At 72.1% G+C, this 16,028-nt stretch carries 19 protein-coding genes; 4 read left to right on the top strand and 15 right to left on the bottom strand.

Features of this window, described 5'->3' with window-relative positions; genetic code table 11:
- The 7 genes from Val02_RS45075 to murI form a co-directional block, all read right to left on the bottom strand.
- Positions 1-297: a helix-turn-helix domain-containing protein gene (locus Val02_RS45075; RefSeq protein ID WP_239153815.1), complete on the bottom strand. Its 297-nt coding sequence runs from the start codon at positions 295-297 to the stop codon at positions 1-3.
- Positions 294-638: a type II toxin-antitoxin system RelE/ParE family toxin gene (locus Val02_RS45080; protein WP_203905531.1), complete on the bottom strand. Its 345-nt coding sequence runs from the start codon at positions 636-638 to the stop codon at positions 294-296. The genes Val02_RS45075 and Val02_RS45080 overlap by 4 nt, the downstream gene beginning before the upstream one ends.
- An 83-nt stretch (positions 639-721) precedes the next feature.
- The gene (locus Val02_RS45085; RefSeq protein ID WP_203905532.1) at positions 722-916 is read right to left on the bottom strand and encodes a hypothetical protein; all 195 of its coding nucleotides are present in this window, start codon (positions 914-916) and stop codon (positions 722-724) included.
- Between the two features lie 178 nt (positions 917-1,094).
- The gene (locus Val02_RS45090) at positions 1,095-2,210 is read right to left on the bottom strand and encodes a glycosyltransferase (RefSeq protein ID WP_203905533.1); all 1,116 of its coding nucleotides are present in this window, start codon (positions 2,208-2,210) and stop codon (positions 1,095-1,097) included.
- Positions 2,211-2,253: 43 nt separating this feature from the next.
- A complete protein-coding gene (locus tag Val02_RS45095) occupies positions 2,254-3,387 on the bottom strand; it encodes a glycosyltransferase family 4 protein (RefSeq protein ID WP_203905534.1) in 1,134 nt (377 codons plus the stop codon).
- Positions 3,388-3,472: 85 nt separating this feature from the next.
- Positions 3,473-4,222, bottom strand: coding sequence for an MBL fold metallo-hydrolase (locus tag Val02_RS45100; RefSeq protein ID WP_203905535.1), 750 nt, complete (start codon positions 4,220-4,222; stop codon positions 3,473-3,475).
- Positions 4,223-4,274: 52 nt separating this feature from the next.
- On the bottom strand, positions 4,275-5,087 hold the full coding sequence (gene murI / locus Val02_RS45105) for a glutamate racemase (protein ID WP_203905536.1): 813 nt from the start codon (positions 5,085-5,087) through the stop codon (positions 4,275-4,277).
- Between the two features lie 167 nt (positions 5,088-5,254).
- On the opposite strand from murI, the gene Val02_RS45110 reads away from it, so the two are divergent.
- Positions 5,255-5,665, top strand: a complete 411-nt coding sequence (locus Val02_RS45110) for a hypothetical protein (RefSeq protein ID WP_203905537.1) — start codon at positions 5,255-5,257, stop codon at positions 5,663-5,665.
- Positions 5,666-5,670: 5 nt separating this feature from the next.
- On the opposite strand, the gene Val02_RS45115 is transcribed toward Val02_RS45110, so the two are convergent.
- The 6 genes from Val02_RS45115 to Val02_RS45140 all read right to left on the bottom strand — a co-directional run bounded on the left by Val02_RS45115 (position 5,671) and on the right by Val02_RS45140 (position 9,820).
- The gene (locus Val02_RS45115) at positions 5,671-6,621 is read right to left on the bottom strand and encodes a PLP-dependent cysteine synthase family protein (RefSeq protein ID WP_203905538.1); all 951 of its coding nucleotides are present in this window, start codon (positions 6,619-6,621) and stop codon (positions 5,671-5,673) included.
- Positions 6,622-6,626: 5 nt separating this feature from the next.
- Positions 6,627-6,941: a MoaD family protein gene (locus Val02_RS45120; protein ID WP_203905539.1), complete on the bottom strand. Its 315-nt coding sequence runs from the start codon at positions 6,939-6,941 to the stop codon at positions 6,627-6,629.
- A 62-nt stretch (positions 6,942-7,003) separates the two neighbouring features.
- Positions 7,004-7,489: a M67 family metallopeptidase gene (locus tag Val02_RS45125; RefSeq protein WP_203905540.1), complete on the bottom strand. Its 486-nt coding sequence runs from the start codon at positions 7,487-7,489 to the stop codon at positions 7,004-7,006.
- Between the two features lie 74 nt (positions 7,490-7,563).
- Complete coding sequence (locus tag Val02_RS45130; protein WP_203905541.1) at positions 7,564-8,064, bottom strand: DUF2017 domain-containing protein; 501 nt, start codon at positions 8,062-8,064, stop codon at positions 7,564-7,566.
- Positions 8,065-8,226: 162 nt separating this feature from the next.
- Positions 8,227-8,517, bottom strand: a complete 291-nt coding sequence (gene clpS, locus Val02_RS45135) for an ATP-dependent Clp protease adapter ClpS (RefSeq protein WP_203905542.1) — start codon at positions 8,515-8,517, stop codon at positions 8,227-8,229.
- Positions 8,518-8,551: 34 nt separating this feature from the next.
- Positions 8,552-9,820, bottom strand: a complete 1,269-nt coding sequence (locus tag Val02_RS45140) for a hypothetical protein (RefSeq protein ID WP_203905543.1) — start codon at positions 9,818-9,820, stop codon at positions 8,552-8,554.
- 263 nt (positions 9,821-10,083) lie between these two features.
- On the opposite strand from Val02_RS45140, the gene Val02_RS45145 reads away from it, so the two are divergent.
- The 3 genes from Val02_RS45145 to Val02_RS45155 are packed head-to-tail and all read left to right on the top strand — an operon-like array spanning position 10,084 to position 14,652.
- The gene (locus Val02_RS45145; protein ID WP_203905544.1) at positions 10,084-12,741 is read left to right on the top strand and encodes a LuxR C-terminal-related transcriptional regulator; all 2,658 of its coding nucleotides are present in this window, start codon (positions 10,084-10,086) and stop codon (positions 12,739-12,741) included.
- Positions 12,742-12,785: 44 nt separating this feature from the next.
- Positions 12,786-14,081 carry a nicotinate phosphoribosyltransferase gene (locus Val02_RS45150; protein ID WP_203905545.1) on the top strand — a complete coding sequence of 432 codons (1,296 nt, stop codon included), beginning with the start codon at positions 12,786-12,788 and terminating at the stop codon, positions 14,079-14,081.
- 1 nt (position 14,082) lies between these two features.
- Positions 14,083-14,652, top strand: coding sequence for a nicotinamidase (locus Val02_RS45155; protein ID WP_203905546.1), 570 nt, complete (start codon positions 14,083-14,085; stop codon positions 14,650-14,652).
- A gap of 98 nt (positions 14,653-14,750) precedes the next feature.
- Here Val02_RS45155 and Val02_RS45160 read toward each other — a convergent pair whose 3' ends face one another.
- Together Val02_RS45160 and Val02_RS45165 are read right to left on the bottom strand one after the other, a co-directional pair.
- Complete coding sequence (locus Val02_RS45160) at positions 14,751-15,140, bottom strand: STAS domain-containing protein (RefSeq protein WP_203905547.1); 390 nt, start codon at positions 15,138-15,140, stop codon at positions 14,751-14,753.
- Positions 15,141-15,328: 188 nt separating this feature from the next.
- Positions 15,329-16,028, bottom strand: a 700-nt coding sequence (locus tag Val02_RS45165; protein WP_203905548.1) for a cytochrome c oxidase subunit I, incomplete at its 5' end; no start/stop codon positions are given.

Below are 16,028 nucleotides of genomic sequence, written 5' to 3' on the forward strand. Positions count from 1 at the left end.
TCAGGCGGCCACGATCTCCACGCTGAGCCTCGCGTCGAGCGCCGCCGCCACCCGTTCCAGCACGGTCAGCGTGGGGATCCCGCCGCCGGCCTCCAGGCGGGCGACCGCCGACTGGGTCATGCCGGCCGCTGCCCCGAGCCGGCTCTGGCTCCAGCCGCGCTCCTCCCGCATCCGCCGCACTGTCTGCCCGATCTCGAACGCCATCCGCGCGGCCCCGTACGCGTCGGCCGCACCGGGCTCCGCCAGGCGCCGCTCACGCAGCTCAGACCAGGTCTCCTCGCGCTCCACCACCGTCACCCCTCCTCGACCGTGTGCCGCCGCTCGATACACCGCGCCATCGCCGCCCATGCCCGCCCCACCTCCCGCGCCTCGCGCTGCTGCGTCTTCTTGAACACGGTCAGCAGGACGATCCGCCGCTGCGGTGCGATCCAGTACGTGGCGCGTATCGGCTGCCCGTCGAGGTGGAACCGGCGCTCCCGTAACGCTCCGCATAGCTGCCGCGTGTGCGGCCCGGAGAGCAGGACACCGCGCCGGGCGAGGAGGTCGATGTGGAAGGCGGCCGTTGCGAACGCCGTTGTGGACAGGCTTTCGAGCCATCCGCGCAGCTCAGGCTCAAGCTCCACGCCACCCCAAGTCATAGCGTCGACGCTATGAAGGGGGTACGACAAGATGCTTCCCCAAAGTCATGGCTTCCCCAAGGTCATGCACGCCGAAACGGCGCTCAGCCGCGGCCGACCCGCGGATACCCGGCGCCGTAATAGGGCTCGCAGCGCATGTCGAGCACGTCGTCCGCCGCCAGGTTGGCGACCATGGCGGCGAGCCGCCCACCCGGCACCAGGATCTCCGTGCGCGAGTCCGAGCGGATCACTGTCAGTCGCCACAGCCGTTCGAGGGAGAACTCGACGAACCTCGCCATGGCCGCCCTCCTCAACGCCTCCGGTGACGGTCTAACGCACAACTCGTCCGTGGGGAACGGCCCAGCGGCAGTCACGGTGCGTCATCGTAACGGCAGAGGCGTAGCGAAGTACAACCAGGAATACACGCAGCGTGATCATGGAAAGCCATCGAATCCCGACTACACAGCGTGCGGAGGGTCAAATCGACCGGCCGAGAGCCCGCAATCCGACAGTGGCACCGTGCACAGTCAAGAAGCCCTCGACGGCGGCGGGCCAGCCGTAACGTTCGGCGCGCGCCCGGGCCGCCGCGCGCCGGGCCGCCTCCGGCCGCGCGAGGAGTTCCCGCACGCCGGAGGCGAGATCCGCGCCGTCCGTCGCCACTCCCGCGTCGCCGATCACCTCCGGCAGCGCGCTGGTTCGGTCAACCACCACGGGGGAACCGCTGGCGAGAGCCTCCAACGCGGCAAGCCCGAAGGTCTCGATCGGCCCCGGTGCGAGCACCACGTCGGCCGTTGCCAGCAGGGCCGCGACGTGGTGCCGGTCCGGGATGAAGCGCTCGAAGCGCACCGGCAGGTCGCCGGCGTCGCGTTCGAGCCGGTCCCGCAGCGGTCCGTCACCCGCAACCACGAGCACCGCCGGCACGCCCTCGGCCCGCAGCGCGCGCAGCGCCTCGATCGACCGGTCCGGCCGCTTCTCCGACGACAGCCGTCCACAGTGGACCAGCAGCACCGTGTCCGGTGATGCGTAGCGCAGCCGCAGGTCGGGATCGCGCCGCCGCGGATGGAACACCTCCAGGTCGACCCCGAGCGGCACGCGCACGAGGTTCTCCGCGCCGAGCCGCGCGAACTCCCGCCCGGCCCACGCCGTCGTGCACAGCACGGTGTCGTAGGAGGCGGCGGAGCGGGCGTTCAGCGGGTCGGCGAGGCGGCTCATCCCGATCGCGCCGAGCAGTCCCGCCAGGCTCTCGTGCGAGACCATCACCGACGGGATGGCGCGTTCGCGCGCCCACCGGCCGGTCCAGCGCAGCGTGAACCGGTCCGAGACCTCCAGCCGGTCGGGTGCCAGTTCTTCCAGGAGCCGGCGGACCGGCCGCTTGCGCAGCAGCACCCGGTATCCCCCGGTGAACGGCACCACCGGCCCCGGCAGCGTGATCACCCGCCCCTGCGCGGAGACCTCGTCGGTGTACGAGTCGCCGGGGACGATCAGCACGGTGTCGTGACCCGCGGCCGTGTAGCCCTCGCCGAGTTCGCGCAGCGCGGTGCGGAGCCCCCCGGAGCGCGCCGTCACGAAGTTGGCCAGCCGCACAATCCTCATGTGCCGGCCCGCTCAGTGTGCGCCTCAGTGTGCGCCGATGCCGTCATGCGGCACCGAGCGTCATGCTGCGCTGGATGGCGCGGTAGTGGCCGATCAGTTCGTCGCCGACCGCCGACCACGTGCGCCCCGCCACCACGGCCCGGGCCGCGAGGCCCATGCGCTGGCGCAGCTCCGTGTCGCGCACCAGCGTCGCCACCGCGTCCGTGAGCGCGTCACCGTCGTCCGGCGGCACCAGGAAGCCGGTCGTCCCGTGGTCGATCAGGTCGATCGGGCCGCCGGCCGCCGGGGCCACCACGGGCAGCCCGCTCGCCTGCGCCTCCTGCACCGTCTGGCCGAACGTCTCGAACGGCCCCGGCGTCACGAACACGTCCAGGCTCGCGTAGATGCGCGCGAGCTGGTCACCCTTGCGCACGCCCAGGAAGTTCCCCTCGGGAACGGCCTTGTGGATCGCGGCGGCCGCGGGGCCGTCGCCCACGATGATCACGCGGACGCCGGGCATCCGCGCCACCGGCGCGAGCAGCTCGACCCGCTTCTCCACGGCGAGCCGCCCGACGTAGCCGACCAGGACCTCGCCGTTCGGCGCGAGCGCGCGGCGCAGGTCAGCGTCGCGGTGCGCCGGGTCGAAGCGCACGGCGTCGACCCCACGCCGCCACAGCCATACGCGCTCGATGCCGTGGCTGTGCAGGGCCGTCGCGGACGCGGTCGAGGGCGCGAGCGTCCGGTCCGCGCCGTTGTGGATGTGCCGCAGCCAGCGCCAGGCCGCCGCCGCGCTCCAGCCGAAGCCGGGGTACAGCTTGGCGTACGCGGGAACGTCGGTCTGGTACACGGCCACCGTCGGCAGGCCGAGCTCCCGGGCCGCACGGGCACCGGGGCCGCCGAGGAAGAACGGGCTCGCCAGGTGCACCACGTCGGGCCGGTGCGCCGTCAGGGCCGCGGCGATGCGGCGACTCGGCAGCCCCAACCGGAATCGCCCGTAGCCGGGCATCGGCACCGACGGCACGCGGACGACCGGGTACGGCAGCGCACCCGTGACCGCCCGCATGCCGGCCGCCGGTGCCGGCGCGATGACCAGCGGCTCGTGCCCCCGGGCGTGGAGATGATCAGCCGCCCGCAGCACGGAGCCGGCGACCCCGTTGACGTCGGGAGGGAACGATTCGGTAATGATCGCTACCCGCATGGGGACACGATGCGGGCGGTCGCGGAGCATCACGCGACCATTGATGAACGTGGCGGCGAACGCCGGGCAACACCTCAGATGGTGCTCAGACGGCGAAGCGCTGCCCGGGTCGCACGATCTCGATCGGGCCGGTGTACGACGAGGCGGCCGCGTCGGAGGTCATGAACTCGCTCCCCCACGCGTCCACCAGGTGGGTGAGCAGCAGCCGCCCGACACCGGCCTTGGTCGCGAACTCCCCCGCCTCCCGGCCGGTCAGGTGCAGGTCCGGCGGGTTGTCGGCGTCGTCGAGATAGCTCGCCTCGCACAGGAACACGTCCGCCCCGCGGGCCAGCCGCACGATCGCGTCGCACGGGGCCGTGTCGGAGGAGTACGCGAGCGTGCGGTCCTGGTACTCCACGCGCAGCCCGTACGTCTCCACCGGGTGGTTCATCCGCTCCGCGCTGACCGAGAACGGCCCGATCTCGAACGTGCCCACCTTCAACTCGTGGAACGTGTACACGTCGTCGAGCGGGTCGTCGCCGGGGCCGCTGTAGGCGGTGGAGAGCCGTTCGCGGGCGCCCTCCGGGGCGTAGAGCGGCACCGGCGGCAGCACGCCGTCCGGGTTGTACCGCCGCGCGACCACGTACGAACAGGCGTCGAAGATGTGGTCGGCGTGCAGGTGGGTCAGCACGATCGCGTCGATGGCGTACAGGCCGGCGAAGCGCTGCAACGGCGACAGCGCGCCGGTCCCGAAGTCGATCAGCAGCCGGAAGCCGTCAGCGTCGACCAGATAACACGAGCAGGCCGAGTCCGGCCCCGGGAAGCTGCCGGCGCAGCCAAGAACGGTGAGCCTCAACGCTGCCCCCTCGGCCCCGACATCCCATCGACACCCACAAGGCCCTCCCTGTTCACGATCCCGCCGCCACCTGGGCAAGTGTGCTCACGTTAGCCGCAGCAGGCCCGAGAAAGCGTGCCGCAAGTCGGCCAAAGGGTGCCGCATCCCCGGTTGCCAAGAACGCGTGTTGCGGCTCCGTAGCGGTATCGGGGCGCAGGAGGTCACGCTCGGTCAAAATCCGGTAGACCTCCTTCGCTGTCTCGTCGGCGCTCGACACGAGCGTCACGCCGTCACCCATGGTCAGCCCCAGCAGACCCGCGAGCAGCGGGTAGTGGGTGCAGCCGAGGACCAACGTGTCGACCCGGGCGCGCTGCAGCGGCTCGAGATAGGACTGCGCGAGGCCGAGCAGCGCCCGCCCCGAGGTGATGCCCCGCTCGACGAACTCCACGAACTGCGGGCACGCCGCGCTCGTCACCCGCACCTGCGGGGCGGCGGCGAACGCGTCCTCGTAGGCGCGGCTCGTCACGGTGGCCTGCGTGCCGATGACGCCGACGCGACCGTTGCGGGTGGCGGCGACGGCCCGCCGCACGGCCGGGCGGATCACCTCCACGACCGGCACGGAGTAGCGCTCCCGGGCGTCGTGGAGGCAGGCGGCGGCAGCACTGTTGCAGGCGATCACCAATAACTTGACACCTCGTTCGACAAGATGATCGAGGCAGTCCAGGGCGTAACGCCGAACGTCCGCGATGGGCTTGGGCCCGTACGGGACGTGCGCGGTGTCCCCCACGTAGATCACCCGTTCGTGGGGCAGCTGGTCGAGGATGGCACGCGCCACCGTGAGCCCGCCGACTCCCGAATCGAAGATGCCGATCGGCGCGTCCGTCACGGGCGCAGCTTACGTCGTCACGCCCCGCCTGCAGGAACGGTCACATGAACAGAGTCATGAACGTGACACGCAACCCTCGGGTACAGCTACCGGTCGCCGACAAACCGTGACGACGGGTCGATTTGTCCGTTGCACAGGGTGAAGACGGTTGAACGCGGAGGTCCCCCATGGCTACGGAAGTGCGGCTCCCCAGTGCACGGATCCGGCGGGCACCCGTGCGCCGCCCCGGAAAGCCGCGCAAGTACACGAAGGCGTGGTTCAAGCGGGAGATGTGGAAGCGGTTCCGGCTGCCCGGCATCGACGACCCCGCCCCCGAACAGCGCCGGCTCGCCGCCGTCTGCGTGTGGGCGGCGACCCTCGGCTTCGGCGGCGCGATCCTGGTGCTGCGGCTGCTGTTCAGCCTCTTCTACGCGACCGACGGCTGGTACGAGCCGACCGTCTTCCTCATCGGCGTCGTGGGGGTCTTCTCGACGGTGGGCGCGTTCGCCAGCATCCACCGCGAACGGCTCCCGTGGATGCTGCTGATCGTCGGCACGATGTGCCTCGTGAGCGGCTACTGGATCAGCTCGGTGGGCTGAGCCGGCTACGCCCAGAGCTGGCCCTCGAGGGCGTTCTCGGCGTCGGCGAGGGTGCCGCCGTAGGCGCCGGTCGACAGGTACTTCCAGCCGCCGTCGGCGACCAGGAACGCCACGTCGGCCGGCTTGCCCTGCTTCACCGCCTCGTGCGCGACGGCCAGCGCGGCGTGCAGCACGGCGCCGGTGGAGAAGCCGACGAACAGCCCCTCCACGTCGACGAGCTGCCGCGTCCGCAGCACCGCATCCTGTGTACCGACCGAGAACCGCCGGGTCAGCACGCTCGCGTCGTACAGCTCCGGCACGTAGCCCTCGTCGAGGTTGCGCAGCCCGTAGACCAGTTCGCCGTAGCGGGGCTCGGCGGCGACGATCTGCACGCCCTCGACCTTCTCCCGCAGGTACCGCCCGACGCCCATGAGCGTGCCGGTGGTGCCGAGCCCGGCGACGAAGTGGGTCAGGGTGGGCAGGTCGCGCAGCAGTTCGGGACCGGTGGTCTCGTAGTGCGCGCGGGCGTTGGCCTCGTTGCCGTACTGGTACATGAGCACCCAGTCCGGATGTTCGGCCGCGATCTCCTTGGCGACGGCGACGGCCTTGTTGGAGCCGCCCTGCGCCGGCGAGAAGATGATCTCCGCGCCGTACATGCGCAGGAGGGTGACGCGCTCGCTGGAGACGTTCTCCGGCATCACGCAGACCAGGCGATAGCCGCGCAGCTTCGCGACCATCGCCAGCCCGATACCCGTGTTGCCGCTGGTCGGCTCCAGGATGGTGTCACCCGGGCGGAGCCGACCCTCGGCTTCGGCGGCGCGCACCATCCACAGCGCGACCCGGTCCTTCACGCTGCCGGTCGGGTTGCGGTCCTCCAGCTTCGCCCACAGCCGGACCTCCGGCGAGGGCGAAAGGCGGGGCAACCCGATCAGCGGCGTGTTGCCGGTGGCGTCGAGCAGCGAGTCGTAGCGCGCCACGGGACTCAGCGCCCGCTGAGCGCCGCCGCGGCGGCGAACGCGAAAGCCCCTCCCGCGACGGCCGGGAGGATGGTCACCGAGTCGCCGTCGTCGAGCTTGGCGTCGAGCGCGCCGAGGAACCGCACGTCCTCGTCGTTGACGTACACGTTGACGAAGCGGTGCAGGGCGCCTTCCTTGGTGATCAGCCGCTCCCGGAAGCCCGGGAACTGCCGGTCCAGGTCGGTCAGCAGGTCGGCAAGCGTGTCACCGGCGCCGGTGACGGCCTTCGCGCCGCCGGTGTAGGAGCGCAGGATGGTGGGGACGCGGACGTCGATAGCCATGGCGATAGCAACCTTTCGAGAGTTCGAGGAATCAGAGCGACGACGGACAGGGACGCGACGGATCAATTACCGGCGCGACACTCGTAGTCGACGGTCGTCGGGCTCTGCCCGAACAGGTATTTCTGGACGGCGTCCTCGCTCGCGTTGACGACCCGCACCGGCTCCTCGGTCACGACGCCGTCCAGGATCCGGAACGACCGCACCTCCGTGACCTCCGGATCGGCGGTGGACACCAGCAGGTAGTGCGCTCCCGGCTCCTGTGCAAGGGAGATGTCGGTGCGCGACGGGTACGCCTCGGTCGCCGTGTGCGAGTGGTAGATCACCACCGGCTCCTCGTCCCGGTCGTCCATCTCCCGCCAGACCCTGAAGTGCTCCATCGAGTCGAAGTGGTAGAAGGTCATCGACCGGGCCGAGTTTTCCATCGGCACCAGTCGGGACGGGACGTCGCTGCCCTCCGCACCGGCGACGATGCCGCATGCCTCGTCCGGGTGGTCCCGGCGGGCATGGGCGACGATCCCCTCCAGGATCGCGGCGTCGATGGTCAGCACGCCCACAAATCTACCCTGCCGAACGGGGCACCTCGACGGTGAGCACCCTCACCGTCCCAGATGTCGAGTGGACCTCAGTAGCCCACCAGCGCCTCGACCAGCGAGACCTGGAGCAGCGTCAGAAATCCGTACACCGACAGCTGCTGCACCCGCGCCGAACCGGGGTCCCGCGCCACGGCCGCGTCGATCTCCGCCTCGAGGTCGGTGTCGTCGCGCACGTCGAGGCGCATCCCGAGGGCCAGCCGGGCGTCGGTCAGCGCGCGCAGCCAGCTCTCGGCCTGCTCCTCGTCGAGGCGCACCACGCCACCGCCCTCCGGCAGGGTGCCGAGGACGGTGCCGGCCTGTTCGAGCTTGGCGGCCTTGAGGTCGTCGTCGGTGTAGCGACGCAGGTCGGCCGAGGTCTCGGCGTCGTCCGGATACACGTCCGGGAAGAGCCGGGCCATCACCGGGTCGGAGAGGTCGTGCCCCTCGGAGAGCAGGTCGACGACCTGGGTCAGGACCTCCTGCAGCACCTGGGTCTCCACGGCGTCCAGCCGCGCGACGCATCCGGTACCGCGACGTGCGAAAACAGTCATGCTCTGCTCCCCGCGCAAGCGGACGGGCCGGCGCCCATGGCGCCGTCTTCCCTCGTCACTCCGGTCGCTGCGCTTCCTGCGCTCCTCAGTCCAGACGGCGCCGCGCCGTCCCGCCGCGCGCTCATATCGTGCTCCCCGCGCAAGCGGCGTTCCGCCGCGCGCTCATGACTTGTCCACTGTGGCCCAGAGGCCGTAGGCGTGCAGGCGGCTGGCGTCGTGCTCCATGCGCTCCCGCGCGCCGCTGGAGACGATCGCCCGACCCTTGTGATGAACGTCGAGCATCAGCTTCTCGGCCTTCTCCTTGCTGTAGCCGAAGAGCTTCTGGAAGACCCAGGTCACATAGTTCATGAGGTTGACCGGGTCGTTGTGGACGACGGTGACCCACGGCGTGTCGGGAGCCGTGGCCTCGTCGACCTCTGGGGTCTCGACCGGGGTGACCTGTGGCGCCGCCATAACCACATATGGTGCCACCGAAACGCCGCCGGCATCAGGCCAGGAGCACCCCGTGATCGATCGCGTCGGCCGCGAGCGCCTCGATCGCCTCCCGGAGCAGCGCGAACCGCTCCGCGACCGCGCGGTCCAGCTCGCGTTCGAGGGACTGGACGGCCTGTCGGAGCCAGCGGCGGCCCTCCGCCTTGTCCGGCACGCCGCGGTAGCGCCACATGAGGTGGCAGTTGCCCGAGACGGCGACGCCGATCGGCGGCAGCAGCGCCGACCCCGCGATCCCCGTGCAGGACAGCGCGTGTCCGCAGCCGGCCACGGCGGCCACCCCGGCGGTGGCGGTCACCAGCAGGGTGCGGTCGTCGAGGTCGACCTGCCGGCGCACCGCGGTGGCCACCCGGGCCAGCACGTGGTCGGCGAGCGGGCCGTCGACGACGTGTTCGAAGACGGCGCGCACTCCGGCCCGGGCGGCGCGGTCGAGCGCCTCGCTGGTGCGCAGGGAGAGCGCGTGCAGTTCGATGTCGAGCACCGCCGGTAGCGCGGCCGGGTCACCGCCGCAGCGGGACTCCAGGGCGACGAGGTCGGCGGCGAGGCGCTGCCGAACGGCGTCGGCGCGCACCTTCAGGTCCCGGTCGAGCGCGGTGCGCCAGCGCACGTCGTCGTCGGTGACGGAGACCGCGCCGACCGCAAGGGTGCGGGCGGGGTCGTCGTCGGCCCGGGCCAGCACCTCCTCGGCGGTCCGGCGGCTCCAGCCGGTGAGCAGGTCGCGCAGCCCGGTCAGGTCGGCGGCGCGCATCCAGGTCGCCCCGGCGAGGGCCGGCACCTGGCGGGTCAGGACGGCGCGGTCGTCGTCGCCGGCGTCGCGCAGGTCGACCATCACCAGGCGGGGCGTGACCGCGACGGCGGCGGCGAGTTCCTCGCGCTGGTTCGGGGCGAGCGGGACTCCGGCGTCGAGCAGGTACAGCAGGCCGTCGGTGTGGGCCACCGCGTCGCGCAGCACCTCGGTGCCGGCGGTAGTGGCGGCCGTCGCGGGGGCCACGACCAGGTGGGCGAACGCCAACAGGGGCACATCGCGGGTCAGCACCACCCGCCGGGGTGGTCGGGTCGGCGGACCGGCAGGTCCTTCGGCGGTCAGTTCGCGGGGCTCGCGGTGTCCGGGGACCCACGCCTGACCCCCCGTCGGCCCGTGGCGCAGCGACACGTAAGCGCTCGCCGAGTGGCCGGGCACCGGCTCCCCGAGCAGTTCGTCGACGAACTCGCGCGGCTCCGTACCGGCGATGACGACCACGGGTGGAACTGGGGGCGGAGCGGGCACCTCGTCACCTCCGGCACCGGGGTCCGCGGTGGTGGGGTGCACCGGGTCCGACTCGTCCGCCCGTTCCGTTGTCCGAGGGCGGGGTAGCGCTGACGTCCACGCCATGGGGGTCAACTCGCCTTCTCCCGACGACCGGGCGGTACGCTACGTGAACGGCCACCTACTCTGACAGCCCACGCGGTACTCAGTAATATCACGGACATTACTCAATCCGGTACTCACGCGGGCGCGCAGAGTGACGGCGATGACTATATGCTCCGCCCGTGCCCCCATGGACCTTTGTAGGACGAGAGTCCGAATTACACCGGTTGACCACCACGGTCGCCGGTGAGACCGACCGGGGCGTGCTGTTCGGGGGCGGCGCCGGAGTCGGCAAGAGCAGGCTGCTGCGCGAGGGTGTGGCCCGGCTCGATCCGGAACGCCACTGGGTGGTCACCGCGAACGCCACCGCCGCGACGACGGGCTTTCCGCTCGGGGCGTTCGCGACGGCGCTGCCGGCCGAGTCACCGCCGCGGGTCACCGGTGCGGGGCTGCTGCGCTGGGCCGCGGACGTGCTGTACCGGCAGGCCGGAAGCCGTTCGCTGGTGCTGGCGGTCGATGACGCGCACCTGCTGGACCCGCTGTCGGCGGCGCTCGTGCACCAGCTCGCACGCGCGGGGCCGGCGACCCTCATCGGGACGTTGCGGACCGGCGTCGACGTTCCCGAGGCGGTTCGGGCGCTGTGGGTGGACGACCTGGTGACCCGGATCGAGCTCGACCCGTTGACCGGCGCCGACACCGAACGACTCCTCCGCGCCGCCTGCGACGGACCCGTCGACACCGCCTCGGCGGCCCGCCTGTGGGAACTCTCCCTGGGCAACGCCCACCTGCTCCGGGAGCTGATCCAGGCGGCCCGCGACGGCTCCGCACTCGTGCGCCGCTACGGCATCTGGCACTGGACCGGCGCGCTGCCGCTGTCCCCCACGCTCGCCGACGCGGTCGACCACCGCATGGGCCGGATCACCGCTCCCGTGCGCGAGGTCCTCGAACTGGTCGCGTTCGCCGCACCGGTCGGACTGTCCCTGCTGGTGAAGGCCACCGACGGCGCCGCCGTGGAGCTGGCGGAGGAACGCGGCCTGATCCGGGTCGGCCCCGACGACCGGCGCACCGTCGTCACGCTGGCTCATCCGCTGTTCGGCGCGGTGGTGCGCCAGCGCTGCCCGCTGACCCGGGTGCGGCGGCTGCTCGCCGACCTGGCGCACCTGATCGAGTCGACCGGTGCGCGGCGGCACGACGACCTGCTGCGGGTCGCGCTGTGGCGGCTGGACAGCGACACCGCCCGCGATCCGGGGCAGCTGCTGCGGGCCTGCCGGCAGGCGTTCGGCCGGTTCGAGATCGCGCAGGCGACGCGGCTGGGACGGGCGGCGGTCGCGGCCGGGGGTGGGTTCGACGCGGCGGAGCTGCTGGCGGCGCTGCTCGCGCTCGACGACCGGGCCGCCGAGGCGGTGCGGGTGCTCGACGCCGTCGCCGACGAGCTGACCGGCGACCGGCAGCGCACGCGCTGGCGCTGCGCCCGGGCGGCCGCGGCGTTCTGGGGGCTGGGCGACGCCCGGGCGGTCGAGCTGCTCTCGACGACCTCCGCGCGGCGTTCCACCGTCGCGGCGGGCGACCCGACCGACGGCGGGGAGCCGTTCGAGCCGGTCTCGCCGCGCAATCTCGCACCGGTGAAGGCGGTCGAGGCGTCGATGCGGCTGCATCTCGGCGAGCCGGCGCAGGCCGGACGGCTGGCGCGGGAGGTGTTGGCCGATTCGGCCGCCGGGCCGGAGCACCGGGCCGTGGCGACCGCGACGCTGGCGCACATGGAGGCCGCCTCGGGCGATCCGGCGTCCGCGCGGGCGCGGTTGGACGCGCTGGGCCAGGGGTGCCTGACCGCGCCGCACGTCCGCCTCGCCGTCGAGGCCGCGCGCGGTGCCGCGCTGGTGATCGACGGCAGCCCGGGCGCCGTGGACGACTTTCTCTCCGCCGGCTTCGCGCGGGTCGCCCGGGAGCGCGACTTCCGGCTCGGGGGCGGCCTGCTGACCGTTCTCCAGGCGCAGGCGGCCCGGCTCCGCGGTGACCTCGCCGTCGCGTCGAGGCTCGCCTCCCAGGCCGCGGGGGAACTGTCGGACGGGCACGGGTTCGCCGTTCTGGCCCATGCCGAGCGGGCGCACGCGGCGGCGCTGATGGGCGACGCCGACCTCGCCACCGAGGCGATGGCCGACTGCGACCGGCTGCGCCGGGACACCGCGCGGCTGCTGCACCCCTGGGTCGAGCAGGCGCGCGCCTGGACGCACGTGGCCGCCGGCAACCGGCGGGAGGCGCTGGCCACGCTCGACCGGCTGGCGGCCCGGATGCGCGCGGACGGGCTGGCCGGGCACGAGACGACCGTCCTGCTCGACCTGGCGCGGCTCGGCTCCCCGGCACCCGAACGCGCCCGGCGGCTCGCCGCCACCGTCACCGCCACGGCGGCGCCGGCCGTGTTCCGCTACGTGGCGGCCGTGGCCGCCGGCGACGGGGCGGCGCTGCGCGGGGCGGCGGAGGCGTTCGCCGCGCTGGGGCTGCACCTGTACGCGGCCGAGGCGGCGGCCGGCGCGGTGACGGTGCTGCGGCGGCTGCGCGCCAAGGAGGCGCCCGAGGCGGCGCTGCGGCTGGCCGGTTCGTTGGCCCGCTGCCCGGACGCCCGCACGCCGGCGCTGGAGATCGAGCATCCCACGCTCACCCATCGGGAACGCCAGATCGCCCGGCTGGCCGCGGCCGGCGTGGCGAGCAAGGCGATCGCCGAGCAGCTGTACCTGTCGGCGCGCACGGTCGACAACCATCTGATGCGGGTGTACGCGAAGCTGGGCGTCGACGGCCGTCACCGCCTGGCGGCGGCGTTACGCGCACTGCCCCCCGAGGAGTAAGAGCCGCCCTGCCGGTGGCAATTCGGGGATCTACGCTCGGATCCGTGACGACGCAGACCTCGGTGGCACTGTGCACCGACCACTACGAGTTGACCATGCTCTCGGCCGCCCTGCGCGACGGCTCCGCCGACCGGCGGTGCGTGTTCGAGGTGTTCGCGCGGCGGCTGCCGACCGGCCGCCGGTACGGGGTGGTCGCGGGCACCGCACGGATCATCGACGCGGTGGCCGACTTCCGGTTCCCCGCCGACGATCTCGCCTTCCTGCGGGAGAACGGCGTGGTCAACGACGAGACGGCGCAGTGGCTCGCGGACTACCGGTTCAGCGGCGACATCGACGGCTACGCCGAGGGTGAGCTGTTCTTCCCGGGGTCGCCGATCCTCACGGTCAGCGGGACGTTCGCCGAGTGCGTGGTGCTGGAGACGTTCATCCTGAGCGTGCTGAACCACGACTGCGCGATCGCGGCCGGCGCGGCCCGGATGGTGACGGCGGCCCGGGGCCGGCGGTTGATCGAGATGGGCTCGCGGCGCACGCACGAGGAGGCGGCGGTGGCGGCCGCGCGCTCGGCGTACCTGGCCGGCTTCTCCTCGACCTCCAACCTGGCGGCCGGCCGGCGCTACGGCATCCCCACGGCCGGCACGGCCGCCCACGCCTTCACGCTGCTGCACGACGACGAGCCGGCGGCGTTCGCCGCGCAGGTGGCGGTGCTCGGCAAGGGCACGACGCTGCTGGTGGACACCTACGACATCAGCGCCGGCATCCGGCACGCGGTCGAGGTGGCCGGCCCGGCGCTGGGCGCGATCAGGATCGACTCCGGCGACCTGTCCGTGCTCGCCGGCCAGTCGCGGGAACTGCTCGACTCGCTCGGCGCCACCGAAACGAAGATCATCGTCTCGGGCGACCTGGACGAGTACGCGATCGCCGCCCTCGCGGCCGAACCGGTGGACGCCTACGGCGCCGGCACGGCCGTGGTGGTCGGCTCCGGCGCGCCGACGGCGGGGCTGGTGTACAAGCTGGTCGAGGTGGCGGGCCGGCCGGTGGTGAAGCGTTCGGAGAACAAGGCGACGGTCGGCGGGCGCAAGACGGCGGTGCGGCGGCACAAGCCCACCGGGACGGCCGTGGAGGAGGTCATCGGCGCCGGGTGCGTTCCCGAGGCGAAGCCGGGCGACCGGGCGTTGCAGATCCCCATGGTGCGCGGCGGGGCGGTGGTCGAGGGGCTGCCCACGCTTGCGGACGCGCGTGCGCTGCTGCGGCAGAATCTGATCTCTATCCCGTGGGAGGGCCTGAAGTTGTCGGCGGGCGACCCGGCCGTCCCGGTGACCACGATTGCTGGGGAGTGCTGAGATGGCGCGTGCGCTGATCCTGGTCGACGTGCAGAACGACTTCTGCGAGGGCGGTTCCCTCCCGGTCAACGGCGGGGCGCAGGTGGCCGCGGCCCTGTCCGAACTGCTGGCCGGCGACGGCCCGTGGGACCACGTGGTGGCGACGAAGGACTACCACGTCGACCCCGGCGCCCACTTCTCCGCATCGCCCGACTTCGTCGACTCGTGGCCGACCCACTGCGTGGTGGGCACGGCGGGTTCGGACTTCCACCCGGCCCTGGCGACGGAGCGCGTGGAGGCGGTGTTTCACAAGGGCGCGCACGCGGCGGCGTACTCCGGCTTCGAGGGGCAGGCCGACGGCACGGGTCTCGCGGAGTGGCTGCGGCAGCGCGACGTGACCGCGGTCGACGTCGTGGGCATCGCCACGGACCACTGCGTGCGCGCCACCGCGCTGGACGCCGCGCGGGAGGGGTTCGACACGACGGTGCTGCTCGACCACACGGCCGGCGTCGCGGCGCCGACGGTCGAGACCGCGCTGACGCAGCTGCGCGAGGCCGGGGTGCGCCTGGAGGGTCAGCCCATCGTGCGCTGAGCGCAAGGTCCGTCCGGTGAATCAGCGATCCCGCAGGTGTGCCTCACTGCACCTGCGGGATCGACGCCGGAGAAAGCCGAGCTGTCTGGAGGGGTGTCCTACGCGGGCTGGACGAGTGCGTCCGTGGTGCCGCGTTGGACGGGGGTGCGCCGGGCGGCTACCACGCCGGCAGGGGCGGGGACGCCGAGCACCTCGGACACCCCGAGCACCGCGAAAAGGCGGGCGATGAACGGATTGACGTGGCGAAGCGTCATCTGCACGCCACAGTCGGAACAGATCCGGCGGGCCACGACGAGCGTGCCGACGCCGGTCGAATCCAGGAAGGAGACCTGGGCCAGATCAACGACGAGAAGTCCGGCCTGGCCGCTGCTGAGCAGCTGCGAGACGGCTTCGCGGAACTGCTGCGCGGTGGCGTAGTCCACCTCGCCGCGCAAGGCGAGAACAAAGGTGCGTTCGCCTTGCGTGCCTGTCTGAATCGACAAACTCACTGCGTCGCTCCTGAGGAAACGTTCACCGGGGGCGGTGACGCCGAGAAGTCAGAGTATCGGACCGGATGGGCTACCGCTACCCCCAAGTTGGACTGAGAGTAGTTACGCCGATAGCCATGTGTCACCTTCCGGAAACAGAAATGCCGCCCTCGTAACGAAGGCGGCATTTATGTCCGTGCGGGCTGTAACTAACCCGCGCTACTGGGAGTGTTCTCCTCGTAACGGGCCCCGCCGTCCGACTCACTTGACAGCGGCTTGGCGCCACCCTCCGGCGGGTTCTGCAGCGAGTGCCCCGGGGCGTGCTCGGGGAACTTCGCGTCAAACGCCGGCCGCTCCGAACGGATCCGCGGCATGCGGTCGAAGTTGCGCAGCGGCGGCGGGCACGAGGTGGCCCACTCCAGCGACATGCCGTGGCCCCACGGGTCGTCGACCTCGACCACGCGACCGGCCTTGTACGACTTGTAGACGTTCCAGATGAACGGGAGCGTCGAGGCGCCGAGGATGAACGCGCCCACGGTCGAGATCATGTTGAACGTGGTGAAGCCGTCGGCCACCTGGTAATCGGCGTACCGGCGCGGGAAGCCGATGTTGCCGAGCCAGTGCTGGATCAGGAACGTCGTGTGGAACCCGATCATCGTGAGCCAGAAGTGAATCTTGGCGAGCCGCTCGTCGAGCATCCGGCCGGTGAACTTCGGGAACCAGAAGTACACGCCGCTGAAGACGGCGAACACGATGGTGCCGAAGAGCACGTAGTGGAAGTGCGCCACGACGAAGTAGCTGTCGGAGACGTGGAAGTCGATCGGCGGGCTGGCGAGCAGCACGCCCGACAGGCCACCGAAGAGGAACGTCACCAGGAAGCCGATCGCGAAGAGCATCGGCGACTCGAAC

Origin of the sequence: Virgisporangium aliadipatigenens (assembly GCF_016863615.1) — a bacterium.
Lineage (GTDB): Bacteria > Actinomycetota > Actinomycetes > Mycobacteriales > Micromonosporaceae > Virgisporangium > Virgisporangium aliadipatigenens.

Coding starts and splice junctions, on each gene's coding strand:
- Val02_RS45130 (WP_203905541.1), bottom strand. CDS start 8,064: ATGACTGTTTTCGCACGTCGCGGTACCGGATGCGTCGCGCGGCTGGAC.
- Val02_RS45085 (WP_203905532.1), bottom strand. CDS start 916: ATGGCGAGGTTCGTCGAGTTCTCCCTCGAACGGCTGTGGCGACTGACA.
- Val02_RS45155 (WP_203905546.1), top strand. CDS start 14,083: ATGGCGCGTGCGCTGATCCTGGTCGACGTGCAGAACGACTTCTGCGAG.
- Val02_RS45095 (WP_203905534.1), bottom strand. CDS start 3,387: ATGCGGGTAGCGATCATTACCGAATCGTTCCCTCCCGACGTCAACGGG.
- Val02_RS45080 (WP_203905531.1), bottom strand. CDS start 638: ATGACTTGGGGTGGCGTGGAGCTTGAGCCTGAGCTGCGCGGATGGCTC.
- Val02_RS45090 (WP_203905533.1), bottom strand. CDS start 2,210: ATGAGGATTGTGCGGCTGGCCAACTTCGTGACGGCGCGCTCCGGGGGG.
- clpS (WP_203905542.1), bottom strand. CDS start 8,517: ATGGCGGCGCCACAGGTCACCCCGGTCGAGACCCCAGAGGTCGACGAG.
- Val02_RS45110 (WP_203905537.1), top strand. CDS start 5,255: ATGGCTACGGAAGTGCGGCTCCCCAGTGCACGGATCCGGCGGGCACCC.
- Val02_RS45120 (WP_203905539.1), bottom strand. CDS start 6,941: ATGGCTATCGACGTCCGCGTCCCCACCATCCTGCGCTCCTACACCGGC.